The organism is Geomesophilobacter sediminis, from assembly GCF_016458275.1.
GTDB classification, from domain to species: domain Bacteria; phylum Desulfobacterota; class Desulfuromonadia; order Geobacterales; family Geobacteraceae; genus Geomesophilobacter; species Geomesophilobacter sediminis.
The window spans coordinates 35,397-55,584 of the sequence record NZ_JAEMHM010000021.1 but is presented as its reverse complement, the minus strand read 5'-3'; the positions used below and the strand labels follow the sequence as shown (position 1 = coordinate 55,584).

Here is a 20,188-nt window from a genome sequence, read left to right as displayed (position 1 = left end):
GACGGTGAGGAGATGCCGGAACCCAAATAGGAATCGATACCACAAGTGTTTGCGAACCTGTCGGCAGGACGCGGCAGAGGGTGACGGGCAAAGCGATGGCAGCTCCGCTCGCGACTTCAATGCCGGCAGCAAGGGGAGGATTTCAGGAAGGATTCCCGGAAGAGCGGGCGGGGACGACAGCGGAGTCGGGGTCCGGCTCCAGTTCCGGGGGGGTGACGAAACGGATGCATACGCCCGCCACGAAGCAGCATACCGAGAGGTAGCCGAAGATGATGGAAAAGTTCCCGCCGGTGAGATCGAGGATGTAACCGCTCAGGGTGGCCCCAAGCAGCCCGGCAAAGAAGCCGTAGGCGGTGAAGACCAGCCCGATGATGGCGCCGAAGTGGCGCATCCCGAAGCAGTCGGCCGCGAGCGGCCCGGAGACCGAAAAGAGCGTGCCGAAGGCGAGCCCGATCACGGCGGCCAGCGCCATGATGCCGGCAAGCCCCGATACCTGCAGGAGGAGCAGGTACGCCACTCCGGCCGCGGTGAAGGTAACGCTCATGGCGCGGTTGCGGTTCACGTGGTCGGAAAGGTACCCCATGATGATCCGTCCGAAACCGCTGAGGGTGTTGAACGCGGTGAGGATGAGGACCGCCGCGGGCATGGCATAGCCGCGGGAGAGCCCGAAGGTGGTCGCCAGGGAGACCATCCCGATTCCGGCGGCACCCTGCAACGCCCAGGTAGCCCAGAGGAACCAGAAACTCCTGGTCCGGACGCACTGCCGAACCGACAACGACGGGTGGTGCGGGATGAGCGGGTCCGGCGCCTCCGGCTCCAGGGCGGGAGGGCGCTTGAGCTGTTCCGGGCTTGCGGTAAACGGCGCGGCAATCAGCCCGCAGACCAGGGCCAGCACCGCCACGACGAGGTTCATCCGGACGTAGCCGATCGAGGCGACCATCTTGTGGAAGAGCGGAGACATGATCGCGGCCGATATGCCGAAGGTGAAATTGATGACCCCCGAGGCGAGCCCGCGCCGCCGGGTGAACCAGCGCTGCACCGTGGTCATCGCGGGGGTGTAGATGAAGCAGGTCGCCGCCCCGTTGAGAAACGCCCAGAGGTAGAGCATCCCGAGGTTGGCGGCATAGGCGATGGTCAGCATGTTGAGGGAGAGAAAGACCGTGCCGACCATGATCATGGCCCGCATCCCGTAGCGCTCCTGCCACCGGCCGACGAAGAACATGACAATGCCCAGCGAGGCGAGGTTGAAAAAGAGGGTGTTGCCGATGGCCCCTTTACCGGCGTGGAACATCGTCATCCAGTACGGCGCCAGGACTCCGGGAAAGCCGAAGGCAAGCGCACCGGGCCAGAAGATGGCGACGCAGCTTCCCGCGAGGGCAAGGAAGCGGCGGTTTTCAGGATGTCGAGAGCTCATGCTGCAAGGTCCGTTGCGTGTGATGTGTTGCGCACCCCCACCACTTCAGAGGTTACCGAAGGCAACAGGGGGAAACTGCCGATTGACACCTGTGGGAGCGCCTTTCCAGGCGCGATTCCTGGCCGGTGCTCCCAGCCGGGCTGCCACGAATCGCAGGGGCCGCAGCATGCTGCGCCCGCCAACCCGCGGTGACGGACACGATCTCAACGCATTCTGATAGGAAGATGAGGCAAAGGAGGGATCAAGATAGACAGGAGGCAGTGGAGAGTCAAGCACAAAGCAAGGCGGCGCCTACCGGTAGCGCGCCCCCAACCGGTCGATTACGGATTGGGCATCGACCGCTTCCGGTGGGACCGGCTTTTGCCCGGGAACGACCTGGATCAAAAGGATTGCCGTCGGCTCCAGCGCGGCCTGCTCCCGGACCGGAACGAAGGCGGCAAAACCGGCACCGACGACCGGAAGCGTCGTCAGCTGCACCGCTTCCATGGCGCGCGCCTTTTCTTTCAGGATGACGAAATGCGTCCCGCCCTGCTCCCGGGTCAGCCGGGCCGCGCGCAGCAGGACGATTTCCGCGGCGCGCTGGGCGCCGGTATGCCGGTTGCCGGTAAAGGAGACGCTGAATTCGTTTCCCCCCATCGGCTTGTCGCGATAACCGTAATTCGGCGACCAGGCCGGGTCCGACTTCACGTACCCAGTAGGAGTGGCGCATCCCGTCAGGAACGCGAGGAAAAGGAGCGTTGCCGTTCGCATGTGACCCTCACTTCCCGGATATTTCCAGGCGCGGCAAGCGGGACAAAAACTCGGCGATGTTGGCGCGGATGGAGGCTTCGGTGGTCATTCTAAGGCGGGTGGAGCCGACTAAGGCGTCGTTCAGGGTTCCCTTGGCGGAGCCGGTGATCACGTCGTCAAGAAGCACCGAGCGGTCCTTGATCGAGAGCAGTTTGTAGCGGATGTGGGAATCGACGATCAGGGTGTAAGCCCCTTGCGGCTGTTTGAGATCCACCAGGAAAGCTTCCAGGGCAAAGTCGGCCCGCCGGTCCGGGCCGGCCAGATAGTCGAACCGCTCCAGCGCCCCGCGCAAGGCGTCCGCGAGTTCCCGGTTCCCCACCTTGGATACCATGAGGGGGTTCGTTTCCTCACCGCCCCCCACCTGGGTAACCACGATCCGTTGGTACAGAGGCGATGCGGCATCCGCCCGGGGAGCATCCATGGCGTTGGGAACCATCCGTGACGGGGCAGCGCCGGTCGCGCAGGAAGCCAGCAACGCCGCAGCCGCGAGCGCGAAGATGAACCGGATGATTCTGGCGACAGACCACATTCGATCTTTCTCACCACAGCTATTATGCATGCAACAGCCCCCCCCTGACACAATGAGATGCCGGTTCAGACAGTACGGCAGTCGTAATACAATAGCACAGAGGTGCCGCCGAAGCACAAACAGAGGCGCAGATAGCAATATATATTGTAGGAGCGACGTTCCTGTCGCGGTCGAATCCTGTTGAATCAGGAAGCAGCTGCTACTCAGTGGGAGCGCCCTTCCAGGCGCGAAAACCGGCCCCGTCGTCTCCAAGGGGCGAAAGCGGTGATACTTACTCACCACCTGCAATTTTTGCATCCGGCAGATAAGAACGCATTTTCAGCACCTTAGCAGACCGGCACCATCTTTACGTTTTTTTACCGACAACCCTCCACCGCGGCATCCCAACACCCCCCAGCAGAAACCTCTGCGTCATTTCAGCCAGTTACCAGCTCATCCGCGGTTCGGCACGCTTCCTGATTAGAGAATAATGACCACCAGGCTCACGACTGACGAAAACGTCAGGCATAACAGCACCTTCGGGTCCACCGACAACCCCGTTCGACCACGGTTATCCATTCGCGACAACGGCGTCGCCCTGCCACATACATCGCATCGCCAGGTACGGCGATTACCTCGGCAGAGATCTGCAGTGAAATACATTCGGAGGAGGTAGGGCATGAAAAGGAAAGCAAGGATGATCGCCGTCATGGTGGCGTGCCTGGGGGGAATGGGCGGATTGTTCGGCTGCGGCAGCTCGTCTTCGTCGTCCGGGATCGGCTCGGTCACCAACTCGACCACGACCAGTTGGACCCAGCAGAATCCGCTCGATCCCAACGCGCTGCAGCAGTTCGCCAATGCGCTGGTGGAGATCCCCATCGCGCCGCAGAACCAGGGCGACCCGACGACCTACAACGTCGCACTGCGCCAGGGGAGCTGGGATTTCGGGCTCAAGAACATGGAAGGAAACGCGATGATGGACCCGGCGACCGGCAAGCCCGTGGTGACCAAGACCTGGGGTTACGAGATCAACGGTGCCTTTCTGGGGGTCTACGGTGCCACCGTCGAGGCGACCAAGGGGACCCCGCTCACTTTTCACTACGAAAACGACCTGCGTGACGAGGTTAACGGGGTGAAAGGAACCGGGCCGTACCTCACCAAGCACCTGCTTCCGGTCGACCCTACCCTCGACGGGACCAACATGGGCGAACCGGAATGCCGCATGGTCACCCACCTGCACGGCGGAGACGTCGGGCCGGAATCGGACGGCCACCCCAACGCCTGGGTCGCCAACGACCCGGCGGTGCAGGCGAACTGGGTCGCCGCCGCCGATCCGACCAACGGCTTCCCGGGACGCATCGCCGGAAACGCCCTCACCCCCTACACCTATCCAAACACCCAGGAAGCCTGCACCCTCTGGTTCCACGACCACTCCATGGGGATCACCCGGCTGAACGCCTACGCCGGGGTGGCGGCCTTCTACCTGATCAAGGACCCCGTCGTCGAGTCGGCCGGTGCGCTCGCCAACCTCCCCAAGGGGCGCTACGCGAACCCGGTGGTGCCGAGCCTTGTATCGGACGAGTTCGACCTTCCCATCGTGATCCAGGACAAGTCGTTCAACGCGGACGGCTCCCTCGCCTTCCCGGCCTTCACCAACCTGGGGACCTACACCTATTCGGTGCTGCATGACAGCGCCGGCAACCCGGTTCCGTCGCTGCGCCCGGAAATGTTCGGCAACGTCATCACGGTCAACGGCAAGGCGTGGCCCTACAAAAACGTCAAGCCCCAGGCTTACCGGCTCCGGCTCCTGAACGGGTCGGATTCGCGCACCTACAACCTCTGGCTGCAGGATGCCGACACCGGAGAGGAGATCACCCCGTCGGTGGCGAGCGCCGCGGCCGCCGCGGCCGGAAACCCGGGGCTCACCTGGCCGGTGGTGCAGATCGCGGCCGAGCAGGGGTACGCCGACCACGCCGTCGACGTGGCGCAGGGGAACGAGGAGGAAGGTCTCCTCATCCCCCCCGGTGCCCGGGTCGACATCCTCATCGACTTCGCCCACCCGGTCTTCAAGGGACGCAACATCGTGGTGCGAAACGACTGCCCTGCCCCCTTCCAGGGGGCCTTCGGACCGGCGGCGGAGGATCCGACCACCCTCGATCCCAAGACCACCGGAAAAATCATGATGTTCAAGGTCGCCAACAGCTCCGGCGTCCCGTCACCGCTGCTCGCACCGGCCGGTCCGGCGAGCTCGCTGCGCACCGCCATCGTCCCCTACGGCAGCTATCCGGCCCTCACCCCGACCCGGGCCGCCGGCCCCCGGTACCTCGACTTCCAGGAGCGCAAGGACCCGACGTTCGCGTTCCTCGACCCGACGACCGGCCAGGTGGCCTACCGGACCCAGCTCCTTTTGAACAACATGCGCTTTTCCGACCCGATCACCGAGAAACCGCAGGTGAACGACGTCGAGGAATGGGTGATGATCAACACCACCCCGGACGTGCATCCGATGCACGTGCACCTGGTCAAGTTCGAGGTGATCGAGAAGGGGTACATCGATACCGTCAACTTCCCCGAGGCCTACAGCCGTGCCGACGGAATCCGGCTCCCGGAGATCAAAGACCCGGCGGCCTTCATCGCCAGCGCCGCCCCGGGTGACCAAGCCGGCTCCGCCACCGGCAATTCGCTCTACACGGTGGCGCCCAACGAGAAAATGGTCTGGAAGGACATCGTGATGGTCCCCCCCGCGGGAACCGCGTTCGATGCGATGACCAACGTGAAGTACCCGGGCTACGTGAAGATCCGGGCGAAGTTCCCCAGGATCGGGACCTACATGTGGCACTGCCACATCCTCTCCCACGAGGAGAACGACATGATGCGGCCGTTCATGGTGGTCGCTTCAGGAGGGAACTAGGAGGGAAAGGTAGCGCCGCCGGGAGCTCCCCGGCGGCGCCGCCGGATCCAGCAAAGAGACAACGCGAGGTGAAAGATGATCCTGAGCGAAATTTTAAGCAAGCGGAGGTGGCCGACGATGTACCAGAACATTCCGCGCTTTTCCATTTTTCTCCTGATGGGGATTTTGCTGCTCCTGCTGTCGGTATGCAGCCAGAAGGACGCCGTCAGCGGCGTGTGGGTGGCGAAGATCACCCTGCCGGAGACGGGAAGGTCGATGTCCGGCCTCAAGATGAAGCTGGCCCAGGCGGGAAGCACCGTGCAGGGGGTACTTCTCTTCGGCAAGGAAGAGGGGGTGCCCCTGGTCGGGACGCTGCACGACGGCGAGCTCAAGATTTCCTCGCCCAACAAGGACGGGCTGGCCATCGCGATCGACGCCCGGATCGAAAGCAAGCAGAAGATCACCGGAAAAGCGAGCCTGGATTACCGCACCCCGAAGCTTGGCAACCAGCACGATGAGGCCTTGATCGAAATGAGCCGGTGAGGTGGAGTTGCCCATTCAACTTCGGACTGCACAGTCATTGCATCCCACCGCTACTGGCAGAGCCTCTGAAGTCATTGGCAAAGTAAGCGCTACCAGGCATCGATGCCATTTGCCCAGGGGTTCAAAGTGGGTTTTTTGTGGGAGAGAGTAGTATAGTGATAACAGATGGAGATTGTCTGACCAGGGAGGGTTTTCATTACCGAAGGGGGTGAGTCTTATGACAACAATCACGCCTCTTTTACCCGAAGATCGGGTAAGACGGATCGATACTTCGCTGCAGGTTTCCGCCGTCTCGAGCGAGACCGCCGGCACCACCACGCAGCCGGCCGCAACCACGCCGGCCCAGCCGAGTCGGGACGTGGTGCAACTATCCGGGCTGGCGTTGGCAAAATCGCTGGAAATGCAGGGGATGACGCCGGACCAGATCGCCGCCGAGCTGGGAATCGACGTCACCACCGTCGACAACTGGCTGGGTATCACGCCCCAGCCTGCCGCTCTGCCGCCCTTCTACAGCAGCAGCGGCCAAGGCCTGTCCGCCCCGGCGTAAAGTAAGAGTTCAGAGTTAAGCATCTGGGGTCAGAGGTCGGGGGTCTGGGATCGGGAAAGCAGGAGCCCGCTGCGCCCCCTCCACTTCAAGGTTGCGTGCGAGACCGACAGGGTGAAGACGGGCTTCCGCAAGACCAAGGTCTGGAACCCCAGCGTTTAAGCCGGCACCTGCTCACTGAACTGTTTTCCCTTTCTTCGCCGACGTCGCCTGCCCGTGCTTGGCGCCCTTACGTTGTTTTTTGCCCGCCTTTTTCTCTTTCTTGGTCTTGGTATCCGCCTTCGGCTCTTTGTTCTCGTCGGTCACCGTTGAAATCGCCTTGTCCATGTTCCCGGTCGCGGGAACTGCCTGGGCGATCCCCGAAATACCCAACGCCACCAAGCCAAACGCCACGCTGCAAAGCAACCTTTTCATAACTCGCGCTCTCCGCACCAGCCCGGGGGCTACCCCCCTCGAAGGCCAAAGCTGTCGTTTTAACTATCCTTTCTCAGGATACGCCGCACCGGGCGCCGGCGTCCACCTCAAATTAGCCAACACACATAAGCAGAACGACGGCGAGCTTTCCCTTGACACTCCCGCGCCGTTTCGTGAAACTCAGCTGATGCCGTATCTCCTGCTTACCTTGAGCGCGCTGATCTGGTCCGGCAACTTCGTGATCAGCCGCGCGATGAACCACGTCATCCCCCCCGCGGGCTTCGTCTTCTGGCGCTGGGTGCTGGCGATCGTCGTGCTCGCCCCGATCGCCCTCCCCCGGCTGCGCCGGGACTGGCCGGTCCTGCGCGCGAACCTGGGCCTGGTCTGCATCTGCGGCCTGTTCGGCGTCACCCTCTTCAACTACCTCATCTACACCGCGGTCCACTGGACCACCGCCATCAACGCCGCGCTGGTCAACTCCGCGATCCCCATCTTCATCATCATGTTCGGCCGCATCCTGTACCGGGAAAGCGTTTCTTTACGCCAGCACCTGGGGATCGCGCTCTCCTTGGCCGGCGTAGCCACCATCATTCTGCAGGGAGACCTGGGGCGGATCCGGGGGCTCAGCTTCAACCGCGGCGACCTTCTGGTGCTCCTGGCCGCCGTCGTCTGGGCGCTTTATTCGCTTGCCCTCAGGCGCCATCCCCGGGAGGTGAACCCGTTCGTCTTTCTCTTTGCCACCGCGGTGGCGGGGCTCATTTTCCTGGTCCCGTTTTATGCCTTGGAACTCGCCCAAGGCACCTTCATGACCGTCAATGCCCCCACCGTAATGAGCATCGTCTACGTCGGCATACTCGCCTCAGTCGTTGCCTTCATGGCCTGGACCGCCGGGCTGCGTCGAGTGGGCGCCCAGACCGGGGGGCAATTCATCCACCTGATGCCCGCTTTCAGCACCATCCTTGCCGTCATTTTTCTCGGCGAGCGCCTGCGCCCCTTCCACCTAACCGGCATCATCCTCATCTTCACCGGCATCCTCTGCGCCACCTTCCGGATCAAAGCGAATCGCCCCTGAAAATCCCGTTCGTCCGCCGATCAACGCCGATGTCGGCCTTTCAGGAAGCTCCAGCTTCGCAAAGACACCATTGTGACTTCTTTTTACAGGGATGCAGGGGATGAATGAGATTCACTTCAAGCAAAATGATTTATCGCTTTCGTTTTATCCCCTTTATCCCGTTCATCCCTGTTAAACAGCTTTTCCTCCGATGCGGAGTTTTAGCGGGGGCAGGCCCAGGTCTACGATCCAGACAGTTACCGAACCACCAAACTGTGATAAGACGGGCAGAAATGAAAAGAAAAAGGCACCCGATAGAGTTCGGGTGCCTTTCATTTTCGTGCCCTCACGCCAGGGCGCTCAGGATTTCCTCCAGGATCGGCTGCTTGCTGTCCACGTGGGTAAGCGCCTCCTCGATGGAGGCCCGGAAGCGGGCTTTGTCAAAATACGGCTGATCTTTCAGCGCTTGAACGAGCATTACCAGCGCGATGGCGATTTGCGAGGTTTCACTGGTGGGGTTTGCGCAGACCTGCTGCAAAAAATCGTTTATTTTGAGATCGGACATCCTTTTTCTCCTCGTAGGGAAGTCATTCCGTCCATCCCCGCGTTCTCGCTCTCAATCGTCCATTCCGAGCGACTGCTTCTCCAGGCTGCTCAGAATATCGGCGAACGCCTGGGTAACCAGACTCTTCGAATCATACGGTTGAGACCCGCCCTGTACCATTATCGCGGCATCTCTGATGGCTACGGCTACGGTTAGATTGGAGGCGATAATCATCGTTGCTTCTCTGGACAATCCGCTGGATAGCTCACTCATGGGGACTCCCTCCTGTACGATTCAAAGATGCCGTAGGAATATATCATCTAAGAGAGGCCCAGCAAGGGAAGCAGGTGCAGCAGGGGATGGCGGGGTGTAGCAGGGATGTGGGGAGGTACGTGGGGAGAAAATCAGGATCAGCCGGCCTTTGCCGCCGTGTCTGCCTCAGGCTGAGGTTTGCCCGGGACCTTCAGCCAGGCGGAAAAACGTTCCCTGGGTCCCCGGTTGAGGATGGAGCGGAAGGTTTCCGGATCGCTGAGGTACAGGCAGTGCCTGATCGTGGTGTAGGGGCCGAAGGTTTTTTCCGGATTCTCCGCCAGGAACAGGACGCGGTAATCCTTCACCAGCTTCAAATTCTCGTTCAGGCACCGGTGCAGATCCGATTTTTCAAATCCGCTGTGCAGCTCCAGTATGTCCTGGACAAAGGTATCCACCTTGTCCGCTTCGAACGCAAAATCCCGGAAAAAGTGCCCAACCACGCGCAAAAAGCTGAAGGCGTTGACGGTTTTTACGCTGGCCGTCGTCGCCGCCTCCCCCACCGTGTCACCGCCGGCGTCAGGCCCGTCGCTCACCGGCGCCACGGTCGCTTCCAGCAAAAGGTCCCGGGTGGCGTTGCGGATTTCCTGGAATTCCCGGTCCGCCAGTTCGAAAAGCGCCGACAAAACGGTGATCCTGCGCTTGAGGTTTACCGGGATCGACTTCTTGTATTTGATCTTGTGGTCCAGGACACTCCAGGCATCCTGGACCAGGGACCGGATCTGGACTTCGAAGGACAAATCCCGGTATGCCCGGTACTTCGGCAGAGCGGCCATCTCGTCGCTCAGGGCCAGGTCCAGGTGCAGTCCCCGGTAGCCGAAGGAATCCTCGGTATTCTCCACCGCCGAAATCTTGTCGGTGACGTCGAGGATCTTGAAGTGCCGGTGCAGCACCTCGGACACCGCCGAAATCTGGTCGTTGTAGAGGCAGACGACGCGGACGGCGATCAGGTCGCTAATGAAATCCTTGATCTGGTACGGTTGTTCGTCCGCTTCGAGCTGCATCAGGTATTTGCGGTGAAACTTCCGGATGCACTCCTCTTTGTCCTTGACCCGCCCCTCGATTTTCGTCACTTCGGCCACATCCAACGGCTTGAGCAGACCGTTGATCATGCGGATGTAGAGGTTCTTGGCCGCGGTGAATTTCTTGTAGTCGCTTTCGTAGAATTTCCGGAAAGCGGTTTTTTCCATCTCGAAGTCGAGAGAGTGCATGGTCAGGTCCTTACTTGATCGGTGTGCCGTGCCGTCCGACACCAAGTGGGGCCCGTTCCCGTCCCCTCCCGGTGCGAACAGCTCGACCCGACTGCGGTCGGAAGCCCCACCCTTCTCCTTCGCTGAGGAAACGGCCGGACTCACAGCGCCGTTTTTTTCACCTTGGCCACCTTTGCCTTACTCGAAGTGGCCCGGGCCTTGACGGCGGGGATGGCCGCAGGAATGGGCACGAAAAAAGCGGGGTCGGCCGGCACCAGGCTCGGATAATGCGCCGCGGCGATCTTCCGGACCAATCCGTCGGAAAACTCGATGGTCGCACTGGTATACGTCACCTCAACCACCTTTCCGATACCCCATTCAACGGCTGCTGCATGGCTCACCACGGTTCCTCGTTTGATATTCATGGATTCCTCTTTTTACGACTTCGTTGACAGCGGAGACGTCCCAATGCTTTCTGCCGATGTGCTCAAGCAGAGCGACGCCCAAAAGTGAAGGTGCGGATGCGGATAATTGGCTCAGGCAGCTGGTAATGACGGGAGATCTGAGGTGGCTGGAGATGATGCAGTGAAACGGTGTTAGAAGTTCGATTTTTAACTGTACTCTTTTCCCGGGTTAATAGATATGGATATTTTATTTTTCCCGGTTCGGTAAGCCGGTTAAAGAGGATGCGCCCTCTGCCGCGGCGGCTTTTTCTCAATGCGGGTTCCCTTCAGCTCAGCAGGAGTCCCCCCTGGCGGCAACTCTTCGGCTGTTTTCCCGGCGGCTACTTCCATCCGGGAAAAGGCTGGTACTGCGATGAAGGAGCAAACTGGCGCGACCTTCGCCGTTTGTTTTGGGCCCGCCCCGTGCTCTTCCTAAATTCATCTCCAGTTTTTCCGGGGAAAGCCGATAGTTGTAGTAGGCCAACTGGTTGAACTGCTGTTTTTTTTGTCATCGGAGGATTACATGGATTTCCTAATGGGGTATTACCGGAGTCTGAAGGTCCGCACCCGCATCCTACTACTGTGTATTTGTTACAGTTTCAGCATCGTCGGCACGGCGGTCCTGGTTCGTTGCTTCTCGCTGGCGGTGGCGGTGACCGCCACCGTGCTCTGCGTGTCACTGGGGATCCTGTTCAGCCTGATGCTGATCTGGTCGGTGAACGACGGGCTCAGCAAGATTTCGGGGTACCTGGAGCGGATGACCAAAGGGGATCTCTCCAAGGACATCAAGCCTAAAAACGATACCGAGCTCAGCAACATCAGCCGCGGCATCGGCGTGCTGCAGGCAAGCATACGGCAGATCATCGACCAGATCGCCCGGACCTCGGAACAGCTCGCGGCTTCCTCCGGGCAGCTGCACGGCAATGCGGAACGGATCGTTTCCGGGACCGAGGACGTCGTCTCGCAGACGACTACCGTTGCCACGGCAAGTGAAGAGATGGCCGCCACCTCCGGGGATATCGCCCGGAATTGCCAGATGGCCGCCGATATGTCCAACGAGGCCTGCGCCGCCGCCACTTCCGGCGCCACCGTGGTCCAGGAAACCATCAACGGCATGGATCGCATCAACGAGCTGGTGGTGGGCGCCGCCAAGACCGTGGAAAACCTCGGCAGCCGTTCGGACCAGATCGGCGAGATCGTCGGCACCATCGAGGATATCGCCGACCAGACCAACCTGCTGGCGCTCAATGCGGCCATCGAGGCGGCCCGCGCCGGCGAACAGGGGCGCGGTTTTGCCGTCGTTGCCGACGAGGTGCGCGCCCTGGCGGAACGGACCACCCGCGCCACCCGCGAGATCAGCGAGATGATCCAGTCAATCCAGAACGAAACCAGGGCGGCGGTCGGGATCATGGCGGACAGCGTCACCGAGGCAGAGAAGGGAAAAGCGTCGTCGGTCGAGTCGAGGGCGGCGCTGGATACGATTCTGGGCAAGATCAGCGACGTTTCCCTCCAGATCAGCCAGATTGCCACGGCAGCCGAAGAGCAGACCGCCACTACCGACGAAATCACCTCGAACATCCACCAGGTCACCGCCGTGGTGCACGAAACCTCCCGGATGGCAACCGATACCGCCGCGGCCTCTTCCGAACTGTCGCGGGAATCGGATCACCTGCAAAAGCTGGTGCACCAGTTCAAGCTGGCCTGACCCACCGGAAAGGGGGACCGGCGGCAGGCGCCGGTCCCTCTCACGCCCTGCGATTCCTCCCGGGACTGCTTTCCCCGAAAGGGATTACCGGCGCCGCCCCGTTTTGATTTACCGGTCAGCCGGGACGGATACCGATCCTCTCCGGTTCAACTCCCGCCTTTCCCTTGTCGTAAAATTTCGTTTCCTGTATCATTCATTAAAATGGCTGCTATGCTGGAGAAGTTCTCCGACCCTTTCGGAGAACGCTCCCCTGTTCTACGTTGGTTGGTCCTGCACCTGGAGGAGGATTCCCCTTGAGTAGCGAACTGGAACAACTGCAGGCGGGCCTCGAAGTGGTGATAGTCGAGGACAGCCCCACCCAGGCGTTTTTCCTCCACAGCCTGCTGGAGCGCAACCGGTTCCAGGTACAGGTCGCGAGTTCAGGGTACCAGGCAATCGAACTGGTGACCGAGCGGCCGCCCGCCCTGGTGATCAGCGACGTCCTGATGCCGGAGATGGACGGATACGAACTCTGCGCCAGGATCAAGGCCGATCCCCGCTCGCACAAGGTCCCGGTGATGCTTTTGACCTCCCTTTCCGAGCCGCTCGACCTGATCCGGGGGCTCAAGTGCGGCGCCGACTGTTTCCTCACCAAGCCCTACCATGAAGACCATCTGATCGCCCGGATCCACAACCTGTTCGCCAATCAGAGCATCCATCCGGGGGAGATCCCGGAGGTCGACCTCAACGTTTTTCTCGCCGACGAGAAGCACCGCATCACCGCGGATCCGATGCGCCTGCTGACCTTTCTCTTCAGCTCCTACGAAACCGCCCTCCACAACAACCGCGAGCTGATCAAGGTCCGGGACGAGCTGCGCCGCCTGAGCACCCACGATCCCCTGACCGGGCTCTACAACAGGATGTTCTTCGACGAGGAACTGCTCCGCCTGGGAATGGGAAGGGAATTTCCGGTGAGCATCATCAGCGCCGACGTCGACGGGCTGAAAACCGTCAACGATACCCTGGGGCATGATGCGGGAGACCAGCTGATCCGAATCGCCGCGGAGATCCTCACCGACTCTTTCCGCGCCGAAGACGTGGTGGCCCGGATCGGGGGGGACGAGTTCGTGATTCTGCTCCCCAACGCCGACAGCGCCGTCGCCCATGAGGTCCTGAAACGGCTCGCGGAGAGAGTATCCGAGGCGAACCAGAGGGATCTCCCGTACTGCGTCAGCCTCTCCTTCGGCGCCGCGACGGCCCACTGCAAGACCGAACTCTCCCCCGCCTTGAGAGAAAGCGATCGGCTGATGTACCAGAACAAATTCGAACACAAGCAGCGGGAGCGGGAAAATCCCACCGATTACCCGGCAAAGGGGCTTTCCTGACGCTTACCCGGGCAAAGGGGTCCTTCCTGAACAAACGCAGCGTTCCCCCCCTTAGCCTCGACGCGGCTATCACGTTCCCCCCTTAGACTCGGCGCGGCTATCACGTCCCCCCCTTTGCGAAGGGGGGTCAGGGGGGATTTGCTCTTGGTTTGGCACAAGACTCGACGCGTGCTATTGCGCTCCCCTTTGCGAAGAGGTGAGATGGATTTGCACTTGGTTGGCTCAAGATGCGTTCCCCCCTTTGACTCGGCGCGTCTATCACGTTCCCCTCTTAGACTCGGCACGGCTATCACGTTCCCCCCCTTAGCCTCGACGCGGCTATCACGTCCCCCCCTTTGCGAAGGGGGGTCAGGGGGGATTTGCTCTTTGTTTGGCACAAGACTCGACGCGTGCTATTGCGCTCCCCTTTGCGAAGAGGTGAGATGGATTTGCACTTGGTTGGCTCAAGATGCGTTCCCCCCTTAGCCTCGGCGCGGCTATCACGTTCCCCCCTTTGCGAAGGGGGGTCAGGGGGGATTTGCTCTTGGTTTGGCACAAGGCTCGACGCGGGCTATTGCGGACCGGAGCCTGTTCGGGGACATGGGTAACAGTTTTGGTTAACGTCTTACCGTTGTAAGCCTTCAACTGGTGGCCGTACCGTCTAACCAAGGCGAATCTGGCCCCCCTTCGTGGAAAAGATGCTGCAGGCTCTTTCCGTTAAAAAGTCTTCCCTCCGCGCTCCTCGGCGTCCCTCGGTGGTTGCTGCTTTAATTCGTCTCTCCCGTTTTCGGCAGGGAAAACCAGAAGGTGGCGCCCTCTCCCACCGATCCTTCGGCCCAGACCCGGCCGCCGTGCCTCTGGATGATCCGCTGCACCAGGGCGAGCCCCACCCCGGTCCCCTCGAACTCCTCGGTTGCGTGCAGGCGCTGGAACAGGCCGAACAGCTTGTTGACGTAGGCCGGATCGAAACCGACACCGTTATCGCCCACGAAGAAAGCGATGTCGTTTCCCTGGTCCACCGCGCCGATCGAGATCTGCGCCTGTTGGCGCCGCCGGGTGAATTTCAGCGCGTTGCCGATCAGGTTCACGAAGACCTGGCGCAACATCGCCTGGTCGCCTACCACATCCGGCAGCGGCGCTATCTTCCATTCGATTTCCCGCCCCGCCCCAGCGTCTTCCATCAGTTCGCCAACCACGTCGGAAACCAGGGCCCCTACCGGAATGCTGCGCCGCATCACCTCGGCGCGCCCCATCCGGGAGAAGGCCAAAAGGTCGTCGATCAGGCTCCCCATCTTCTGGGCGGCATCGGTAATGACCTGCAGATAGTGACGGCTCTTTTCGTCCAGAGAGGCGGCATTCCTGGTGTTCAAGAGGTCCACGAAGCCGATGATGTGCCTGAGCGGCGCCCGAAGATCGTGGGAGACCGAATAGCTGAAGGCTTCGAGCTCGCGGTTGCTCGCGCCGAGCTGGGCGACCTGGATCTGCAGCGCGTTGTTGAGTTCCAGGATCTTCTCGTCACTTTGCTTTTGCCGGGAGATGTCCCGGATGACGGCAAAGGCGCCGGGCCCGTCGCTGGTCTCGATCGGCGTCAGCATGATGTCCACCGGGATTTCCCGGCCGTCCTTGTTGCGGCCGTACAGTTCCAGACCGATACCCATCCGCCGAGCCTTCGGTTCGGCAAAATAGTTGCGCCGGTGCTGGCGGTGCCGCGCCTGGAAGCGTTCCGGCATCAACCGCTCCACGCGTCGGCCGATCAGTTCTTCGCGCTGGTAACCGAAAATGACCTCCGCCTGCTGGTTCACCCTCCGGATGACCCCGGATTGGTCGATGACCACGATGGCGTCCGGCCCGGTTTCGAAGAGGCGTTCGAAGAGCGCACGGCTTCTTTTCAGCGCCTCCTCCAGCTCGTGCCGCTCGGTTATGTCGCGGGTGATCTTCGCGAAGCCGGTCAGGTTCCCCTGATTGTCGTGGAGGGCGGTGATGGTCACCGCGGCCCAGAACCTGCTGCCATCCTTGCGCAGCCGCCACCCCTGGGTGTCATAACTCCCTTGGGTCGCCACGATCTGCAGCTCTCGTTGGGGCAGTTCCGCCGCCACGTCTTCCGGGGGATAAAAGATGGAGAAATGCCGGCCGATCACCTCTTGGGGCTGGTATCCCTTGATCCGTTCCGCGCCGGCGTTCCAGGTCAGGACGTACCCTTTCTGGTCCAGCATGAAAACGGCGTACTCCTTGATCTGATCCACCATCTGGCGAAACTGGTCGTCGCCGGTGGTCTGCCCCACCGCTGCCGTCCCGGGATAAGACGGCCGTTGTACCCGGTATTTTTTTCCGATCATAATGAACTCACTGGTGCTGCTCGCTAACTGCCTGCCGGCACACCGTTTTTCGGGTCCGGCTGATCACCTTCCGCTTATTTTACGCCTGTTGCCCCCACCAATACAAACCCCGCGGCAAGGAGACCTTACCGGGGTGCCCTCCCCCCCCCTTGTAGTAGGAGCGACATTCTTGTCGCGATTAACAGAAGCAATACCGCAGAGGACGCAGAGGGACGCCGAGGACCCCCCTGAGAACCTTTGAAACGATTTCGGTCTACCTGCGTGCATCGGCGTTCATCTGCGGCAAATTAGACAAAGATCTCGAGCTCCGGGAGCCTGCCAGTATATTTCCACAAAGCGCTGCACGAGAACTCGCGTCCCCCCTTTGCAGTTCCTTCTTGCCCTCCGTGGTTGCAGCTTACGTTGTCAAATCCGCGTGCGTTCATCTGCGGACGGCCAAAAACAAAAGGACCCGCCGGAAAACCGGCAGGTCCTTTTTCAAAAATCCGTTTCGCGCTCCTTCCCTTTTTCTTACTGGCAACCGGGGAACTTGAAGGAGGTGATCCAGGTACTCCAGTTGAAGGTGCCGTTGTTTTTCAGGTACTCGTTGGTGTACCAGAAGGTGCAGTCGTCCACCGGGTCTATGGTCATGGCACTGTAGTCCCCCCATCGGTTCAGGTTCTGCAACTGAGAACCCGCGCCGGCCTTGGCAATGGTCTCGACGGCCATGGTACCCGGGGAATCGAGCGCCTGCCGGCCGGTATAGCGGACCGAAGGCTTGACGGTTCCGCTCGACGCGCTGTAGCCCAAGGCAATGTTTCCAGCCTTGTCCATGGCGATACTTCCCATCCACCGATGGATTCCATCCGCGGTCCCCAGCGTTCCCTGCTGATAAACCACCGGGGTACCGGAAGCCAACGTTCCGGATGCGGGGTTGCGCAACTCGTACCAGCGCACCGAGGTCACCTGGTTCTTCTTGTTTGCCCCCACGGCCACCGAATGGTTCACCACCGCCGACTCGTGATCGCCGAAGTTGCGATACGCCAGGCGATACATGAGCCGGTCCCCCAGGGAGTCAAGCTGCTGCCGGGTGTTGGGCTGCGGCACGCATGCCCCTCCACCGTTACAGGCAGCCGCAAAGCTCGCCACGGGAATACTCACCGGACCGGTCAAGGTCGAGACAGCCGGGGTGGTCCAGTTGACGGAAAATCTCCACATCTGCAGCGCGTTGGTGCCGAAGTTCAGGAAGAGTTCCGGAGAGCCGGAAGGCGGAGCGGTTGCCCCGTCCAGATCGGCCGGGAGGAGGCTGCCGTACTTCGTGCTCAACTGGAAGCATTGCTGAGTCGCGCTCGCATCGCCAAGGAGCATCTTGGTCCGGTCAAAGGCGCAGACTTTGGCGCCGGCGAAGGTCGAGGCGTTGTTGAAGATGTTGTAGCTCGCATAGTAACCGTCCGGCCAGACCCCGAGCTTGGGATAATCGTTGAATTGGGTCGAGCCGTAGCTGAAGGCGTAACGGTAATAGGAGCCGGTCGCATCGGGAGTGGTGGAAATGGCGACGCACTGCAAATACGGCGTAGTGGAGACCGAAAACTGGGTCAGGATCCAGCGGTTGGCGGCCTTGTCGTACTGGACGATGGGATCGCCGTCGTTGTTGTTTTCGCACCCGCCGCCGAAGCCTTTCCATACCGCATTGCCCGCTTTGGGGAAGCCCGGGGCGATCTGCCCGCTGGACTTGTCGAACACCGCAAAATAGGTGTTCACCCACTGGACGTACTGCGTTGCCCCGACCGCACCGTTAGTGTCGGGAGGCGCATACTGGTCGGAAAAACCGTAGTCGCCGTTACCTACCCCGGGAAAACCGAGACCTTGGGTCACGCTCAGCGACGGCCCGGGCACCGACTGCACTGCCGTGTCCGTTGCCGCCCCCGGACCCACCGGCGGGATCAGGCGCAGTGGCTTCTCCTTTTTCTCCTTACCGGCGTCTGCACTGGGAGTCAGGCCGACCAGGTCCCGGACCGGTTCCGACATATCGGACTGCACCGAGGTGGAGACTTCTACCGAACCGATTTCGTCCTTTGAGCCAGAAGCAGCGGCGACCGAGAATGAACTAATGATCGTCAAAACTGTCACACACGCTACCTGCAAACCCCTACCCGACATACGACCTCCTTGAATTTGCCTACAACAGGTTCCAAACCAAAGCGATTGAGGTAGAGCGTAAGGGTATCGTGTTATCGGCAAAGCTCAATCCGGTATTTCATCGGCGTTCATCCGCGTTCATCAGCGGACGGAATTCCAGTTACTCAGACGTTGCGCGTCCTTGCCTCTAGCTTGCGGGCTGGAGGTCGAGAGCAAAGCCGTATATTTCTGTAGGATGAACAGGGCAAGGTTTGCCGGGAAAATCCTCTGCCCGGAAGGAGGGCGTCCGCGACACGGTCAACCTGATCAAGCGCTCCGCCGCCCTGGCCGAGGTCACCGAATCATCTACGGGGAGCTGAAGAAAGGAAAGGACCTGCCGAGATTCCGGCAGGCCCTTTTTGTTTTGGTCAGACCGACGCATCCTGCCTGGTGGCAGCAAAGCCAAAGAGGCAGTAGCGAGACCTTATAATTCAAGACCTGGCATCCCACCCTTGTTAACAACAAATAACAGGGATGAAGAGGATGAAAGGGATCTTCGCTTCAAGAACCAGAATTGGGTTCGGAATAGAACCATTCCTCTGGGTCCATCCTGGTTCAGCGTGCATCTACAGACTGGCTGACGCTAAAGCTCCCCTTCCCTTCTGTCCTTCGGGGCTTTACGACAATTTCGACATCTCTGCCAAACAGCGTGAGGAAATGACACAGCTTTTCCATGGAAAAGCCGCGCAGCTTTCCATTGAGGATCATCGACACCTTCGGTTGCGGGATACCCAATATGGCAGCGGCATCCACCTGTGACAGCTGACGCTTTTCTATTATCGATGACAATTGCATCGCCAGATTACTTTTCACTACCAGTTCGTCTGCGTCAGGCAGGCCCAGATCCTCAAAAACATTCCCGCTGGAGTTGGTAACTTTAATCACCTTCTCTTTTGACTCTTCCACGATTCCCTCGTGTCCATTCATTGCCGTGCTCCTTATACTCCAAGACCGTTGCCCATGTGCCGTTTTGCAACGACGGCTTTATTTCCACGACTTCCGTATCGTCGGTACCGTTAGTCCGCCAGGCTCTTAGCAACCTTTAGCCGGGTCTTAACAATCTCGATCTCAGCAGCGGGGGTTGCGATCCCCCTTTTTGACTTCTTCTGAAACGCATGGAGGACGTAGAGTCTCCTGCCTACCTTGACGGTGTACATAACCCGGAAGGAGCACCCGTTAAAGTCATCACAGATCTCCATGATGGTCGCCCCACCGCCAATCCCTTTCAGAGGTTTGGCATAATGAACCTTCCCCCCCTCTTGTGCGACTCTGATCGCATGGCCCATGCTGATCCTGGTATCGGGCGGCCAACTCTTCAGCCTCTCCAGGGAATCACCCAGAAACACCACTTGTTTAGGCGTGCCCCCCTCTTTTGAGGCGTTATCTTCCCGCACACGCCCCCCCGAGCCTATACCTATATGGGTATAACGTCAAGGCCCCCGTCTCGCACTAATAAAAATCGCGAAGACAACTGATAACCACCGATTTCCCTTGTCGTTCAAACTAGAATTGGTTCGAACGCGTTACCTCAGTCCCCCTTAGTGCCCATCACGTTTCAATCTTTTGTAAGCGTAGTCGCGGATGACAAGCAGATCCGGCAGCGGCGCGATCCATTTGATCCCCCCTTGGTCAGCGTCTAATCTGTGGGAGCGCCATTCCTGGCGCGAACCGCCGGAGGCGGTGATAACGATGCTAACCTTGAGATAGTGGCAGCTCTTTTCATCAAGGGAGGCTGATCGGGAAGTCCCCGTCGACATCATGCTGACATCGACGAGAAGAGACGATGGGACAACCGCTACATTTACAACTGGTGGCTTTGGCGAGTTTTCACCGCCTTTTCTACGTCATCTCAAGAGGATCTCACATTAAATTATCCGATACTAATCCAAACCTCGCCAAGGTCAAGGCGCCTCCGCGTCTTTGCGTCCTCGTGTTAGCATCGGCTTTAGGACCATCCCTTTCATCCTGCTCATCCCTGTCAAAACGAATTTTCCTCGATACCTCTGCC

Annotated in this window: 18 protein-coding genes; 6 read left to right on the top strand and 12 right to left on the bottom strand. The window is 60.1% G+C overall.

All coding sequences use genetic code 11. From position 1 onward, the window contains the following. Positions 1–142 precede the first annotated feature (142 nt). From JFN93_RS21150 to JFN93_RS21140, 3 genes are all read right to left on the bottom strand, one after another. Positions 143–1,414 carry an MFS transporter gene (locus JFN93_RS21150; RefSeq protein WP_199386137.1) on the bottom strand — a complete coding sequence of 424 codons (1,272 nt, stop codon included), beginning with the start codon at positions 1,412–1,414 and terminating at the stop codon, positions 143–145. A 291-nt stretch (positions 1,415–1,705) separates the two neighbouring features. Then, positions 1,706–2,164 (bottom strand): CC0125/CC1285 family lipoprotein, encoded by a 459-nt coding sequence (locus tag JFN93_RS21145; RefSeq protein WP_199386136.1) that lies wholly within the window; start codon positions 2,162–2,164, stop codon positions 1,706–1,708. 7 nt (positions 2,165–2,171) lie between these two features. Beyond that, positions 2,172–2,732 carry a hypothetical protein gene (locus JFN93_RS21140; RefSeq protein WP_199386135.1) on the bottom strand — a complete coding sequence of 187 codons (561 nt, stop codon included), beginning with the start codon at positions 2,730–2,732 and terminating at the stop codon, positions 2,172–2,174. 658 nt (positions 2,733–3,390) lie between these two features. Here JFN93_RS21140 and JFN93_RS21135 point away from each other — a divergent pair. The 3 genes from JFN93_RS21135 to JFN93_RS21125 all read left to right on the top strand — a co-directional run bounded on the left by JFN93_RS21135 (position 3,391) and on the right by JFN93_RS21125 (position 6,691). Next, positions 3,391–5,622 carry a multicopper oxidase family protein gene (locus tag JFN93_RS21135; protein ID WP_199386134.1) on the top strand — a complete coding sequence of 744 codons (2,232 nt, stop codon included), beginning with the start codon at positions 3,391–3,393 and terminating at the stop codon, positions 5,620–5,622. Positions 5,623–5,739: 117 nt separating this feature from the next. Continuing rightward, a complete protein-coding gene (locus JFN93_RS21130) occupies positions 5,740–6,144 on the top strand; it encodes a hypothetical protein (RefSeq protein ID WP_199386133.1) in 405 nt (134 codons plus the stop codon). Positions 6,145–6,361: 217 nt separating this feature from the next. Beyond that, positions 6,362–6,691 (top strand): hypothetical protein, encoded by a 330-nt coding sequence (locus JFN93_RS21125; RefSeq protein WP_199386132.1) that lies wholly within the window; start codon positions 6,362–6,364, stop codon positions 6,689–6,691. A 171-nt stretch (positions 6,692–6,862) separates the two neighbouring features. On the opposite strand, the gene JFN93_RS21120 is transcribed toward JFN93_RS21125, so the two are convergent. After that, on the bottom strand, positions 6,863–7,102 hold the full coding sequence (locus tag JFN93_RS21120; protein WP_199386131.1) for a hypothetical protein: 240 nt from the start codon (positions 7,100–7,102) through the stop codon (positions 6,863–6,865). 187 nt (positions 7,103–7,289) lie between these two features. On the opposite strand from JFN93_RS21120, the gene JFN93_RS21115 reads away from it, so the two are divergent. Next, on the top strand, positions 7,290–8,174 hold the full coding sequence (locus JFN93_RS21115) for a DMT family transporter (RefSeq protein ID WP_199386130.1): 885 nt from the start codon (positions 7,290–7,292) through the stop codon (positions 8,172–8,174). Positions 8,175–8,499: 325 nt separating this feature from the next. On the opposite strand, the gene JFN93_RS21110 is transcribed toward JFN93_RS21115, so the two are convergent. The 4 genes from JFN93_RS21110 to JFN93_RS21095 all read right to left on the bottom strand — a co-directional run bounded on the left by JFN93_RS21110 (position 8,500) and on the right by JFN93_RS21095 (position 10,621). Continuing rightward, a complete protein-coding gene (locus tag JFN93_RS21110; protein ID WP_199386129.1) occupies positions 8,500–8,718 on the bottom strand; it encodes a hypothetical protein in 219 nt (72 codons plus the stop codon). 51 nt (positions 8,719–8,769) lie between these two features. After that, a complete protein-coding gene (locus tag JFN93_RS21105) occupies positions 8,770–8,970 on the bottom strand; it encodes a hypothetical protein (RefSeq protein ID WP_199386128.1) in 201 nt (66 codons plus the stop codon). Positions 8,971–9,107: 137 nt separating this feature from the next. Then, entirely contained in the window at positions 9,108–10,217 is a 1,110-nt protein-coding gene (locus tag JFN93_RS21100) for a GTP pyrophosphokinase (RefSeq protein ID WP_199386127.1), read from the bottom strand. Positions 10,218–10,357: 140 nt separating this feature from the next. Further along, positions 10,358–10,621, bottom strand: a complete 264-nt coding sequence (locus JFN93_RS21095) for a DUF3553 domain-containing protein (RefSeq protein WP_199386126.1) — start codon at positions 10,619–10,621, stop codon at positions 10,358–10,360. A gap of 541 nt (positions 10,622–11,162) precedes the next feature. Between JFN93_RS21095 and JFN93_RS21090 the strand changes: the two genes are divergently transcribed. Beyond that, a complete protein-coding gene (locus JFN93_RS21090; RefSeq protein ID WP_199386125.1) occupies positions 11,163–12,344 on the top strand; it encodes a methyl-accepting chemotaxis protein in 1,182 nt (393 codons plus the stop codon). Positions 12,345–12,637: 293 nt separating this feature from the next. Beyond that, a complete protein-coding gene (locus JFN93_RS21085) occupies positions 12,638–13,708 on the top strand; it encodes a diguanylate cyclase domain-containing protein (protein WP_199386124.1) in 1,071 nt (356 codons plus the stop codon). Positions 13,709–14,454: 746 nt separating this feature from the next. On the opposite strand, the gene JFN93_RS21080 is transcribed toward JFN93_RS21085, so the two are convergent. From JFN93_RS21080 to JFN93_RS21065, 4 genes are all read right to left on the bottom strand, one after another. After that, on the bottom strand, positions 14,455–16,023 hold the full coding sequence (locus JFN93_RS21080) for a sensor histidine kinase (protein ID WP_199386123.1): 1,569 nt from the start codon (positions 16,021–16,023) through the stop codon (positions 14,455–14,457). A 510-nt stretch (positions 16,024–16,533) separates the two neighbouring features. After that, complete coding sequence (locus tag JFN93_RS21075) at positions 16,534–18,132, bottom strand: hypothetical protein (RefSeq protein ID WP_199386122.1); 1,599 nt, start codon at positions 18,130–18,132, stop codon at positions 16,534–16,536. 603 nt (positions 18,133–18,735) lie between these two features. After that, positions 18,736–19,107, bottom strand: coding sequence for a helix-turn-helix domain-containing protein (locus JFN93_RS21070; RefSeq protein ID WP_215907833.1), 372 nt, complete (start codon positions 19,105–19,107; stop codon positions 18,736–18,738). A gap of 89 nt (positions 19,108–19,196) precedes the next feature. After that, positions 19,197–19,574 carry a type II toxin-antitoxin system RelE/ParE family toxin gene (locus tag JFN93_RS21065; RefSeq protein WP_328754529.1) on the bottom strand — a complete coding sequence of 126 codons (378 nt, stop codon included), beginning with the start codon at positions 19,572–19,574 and terminating at the stop codon, positions 19,197–19,199. Positions 19,575–20,188: the final 614 nt, after the last annotated feature.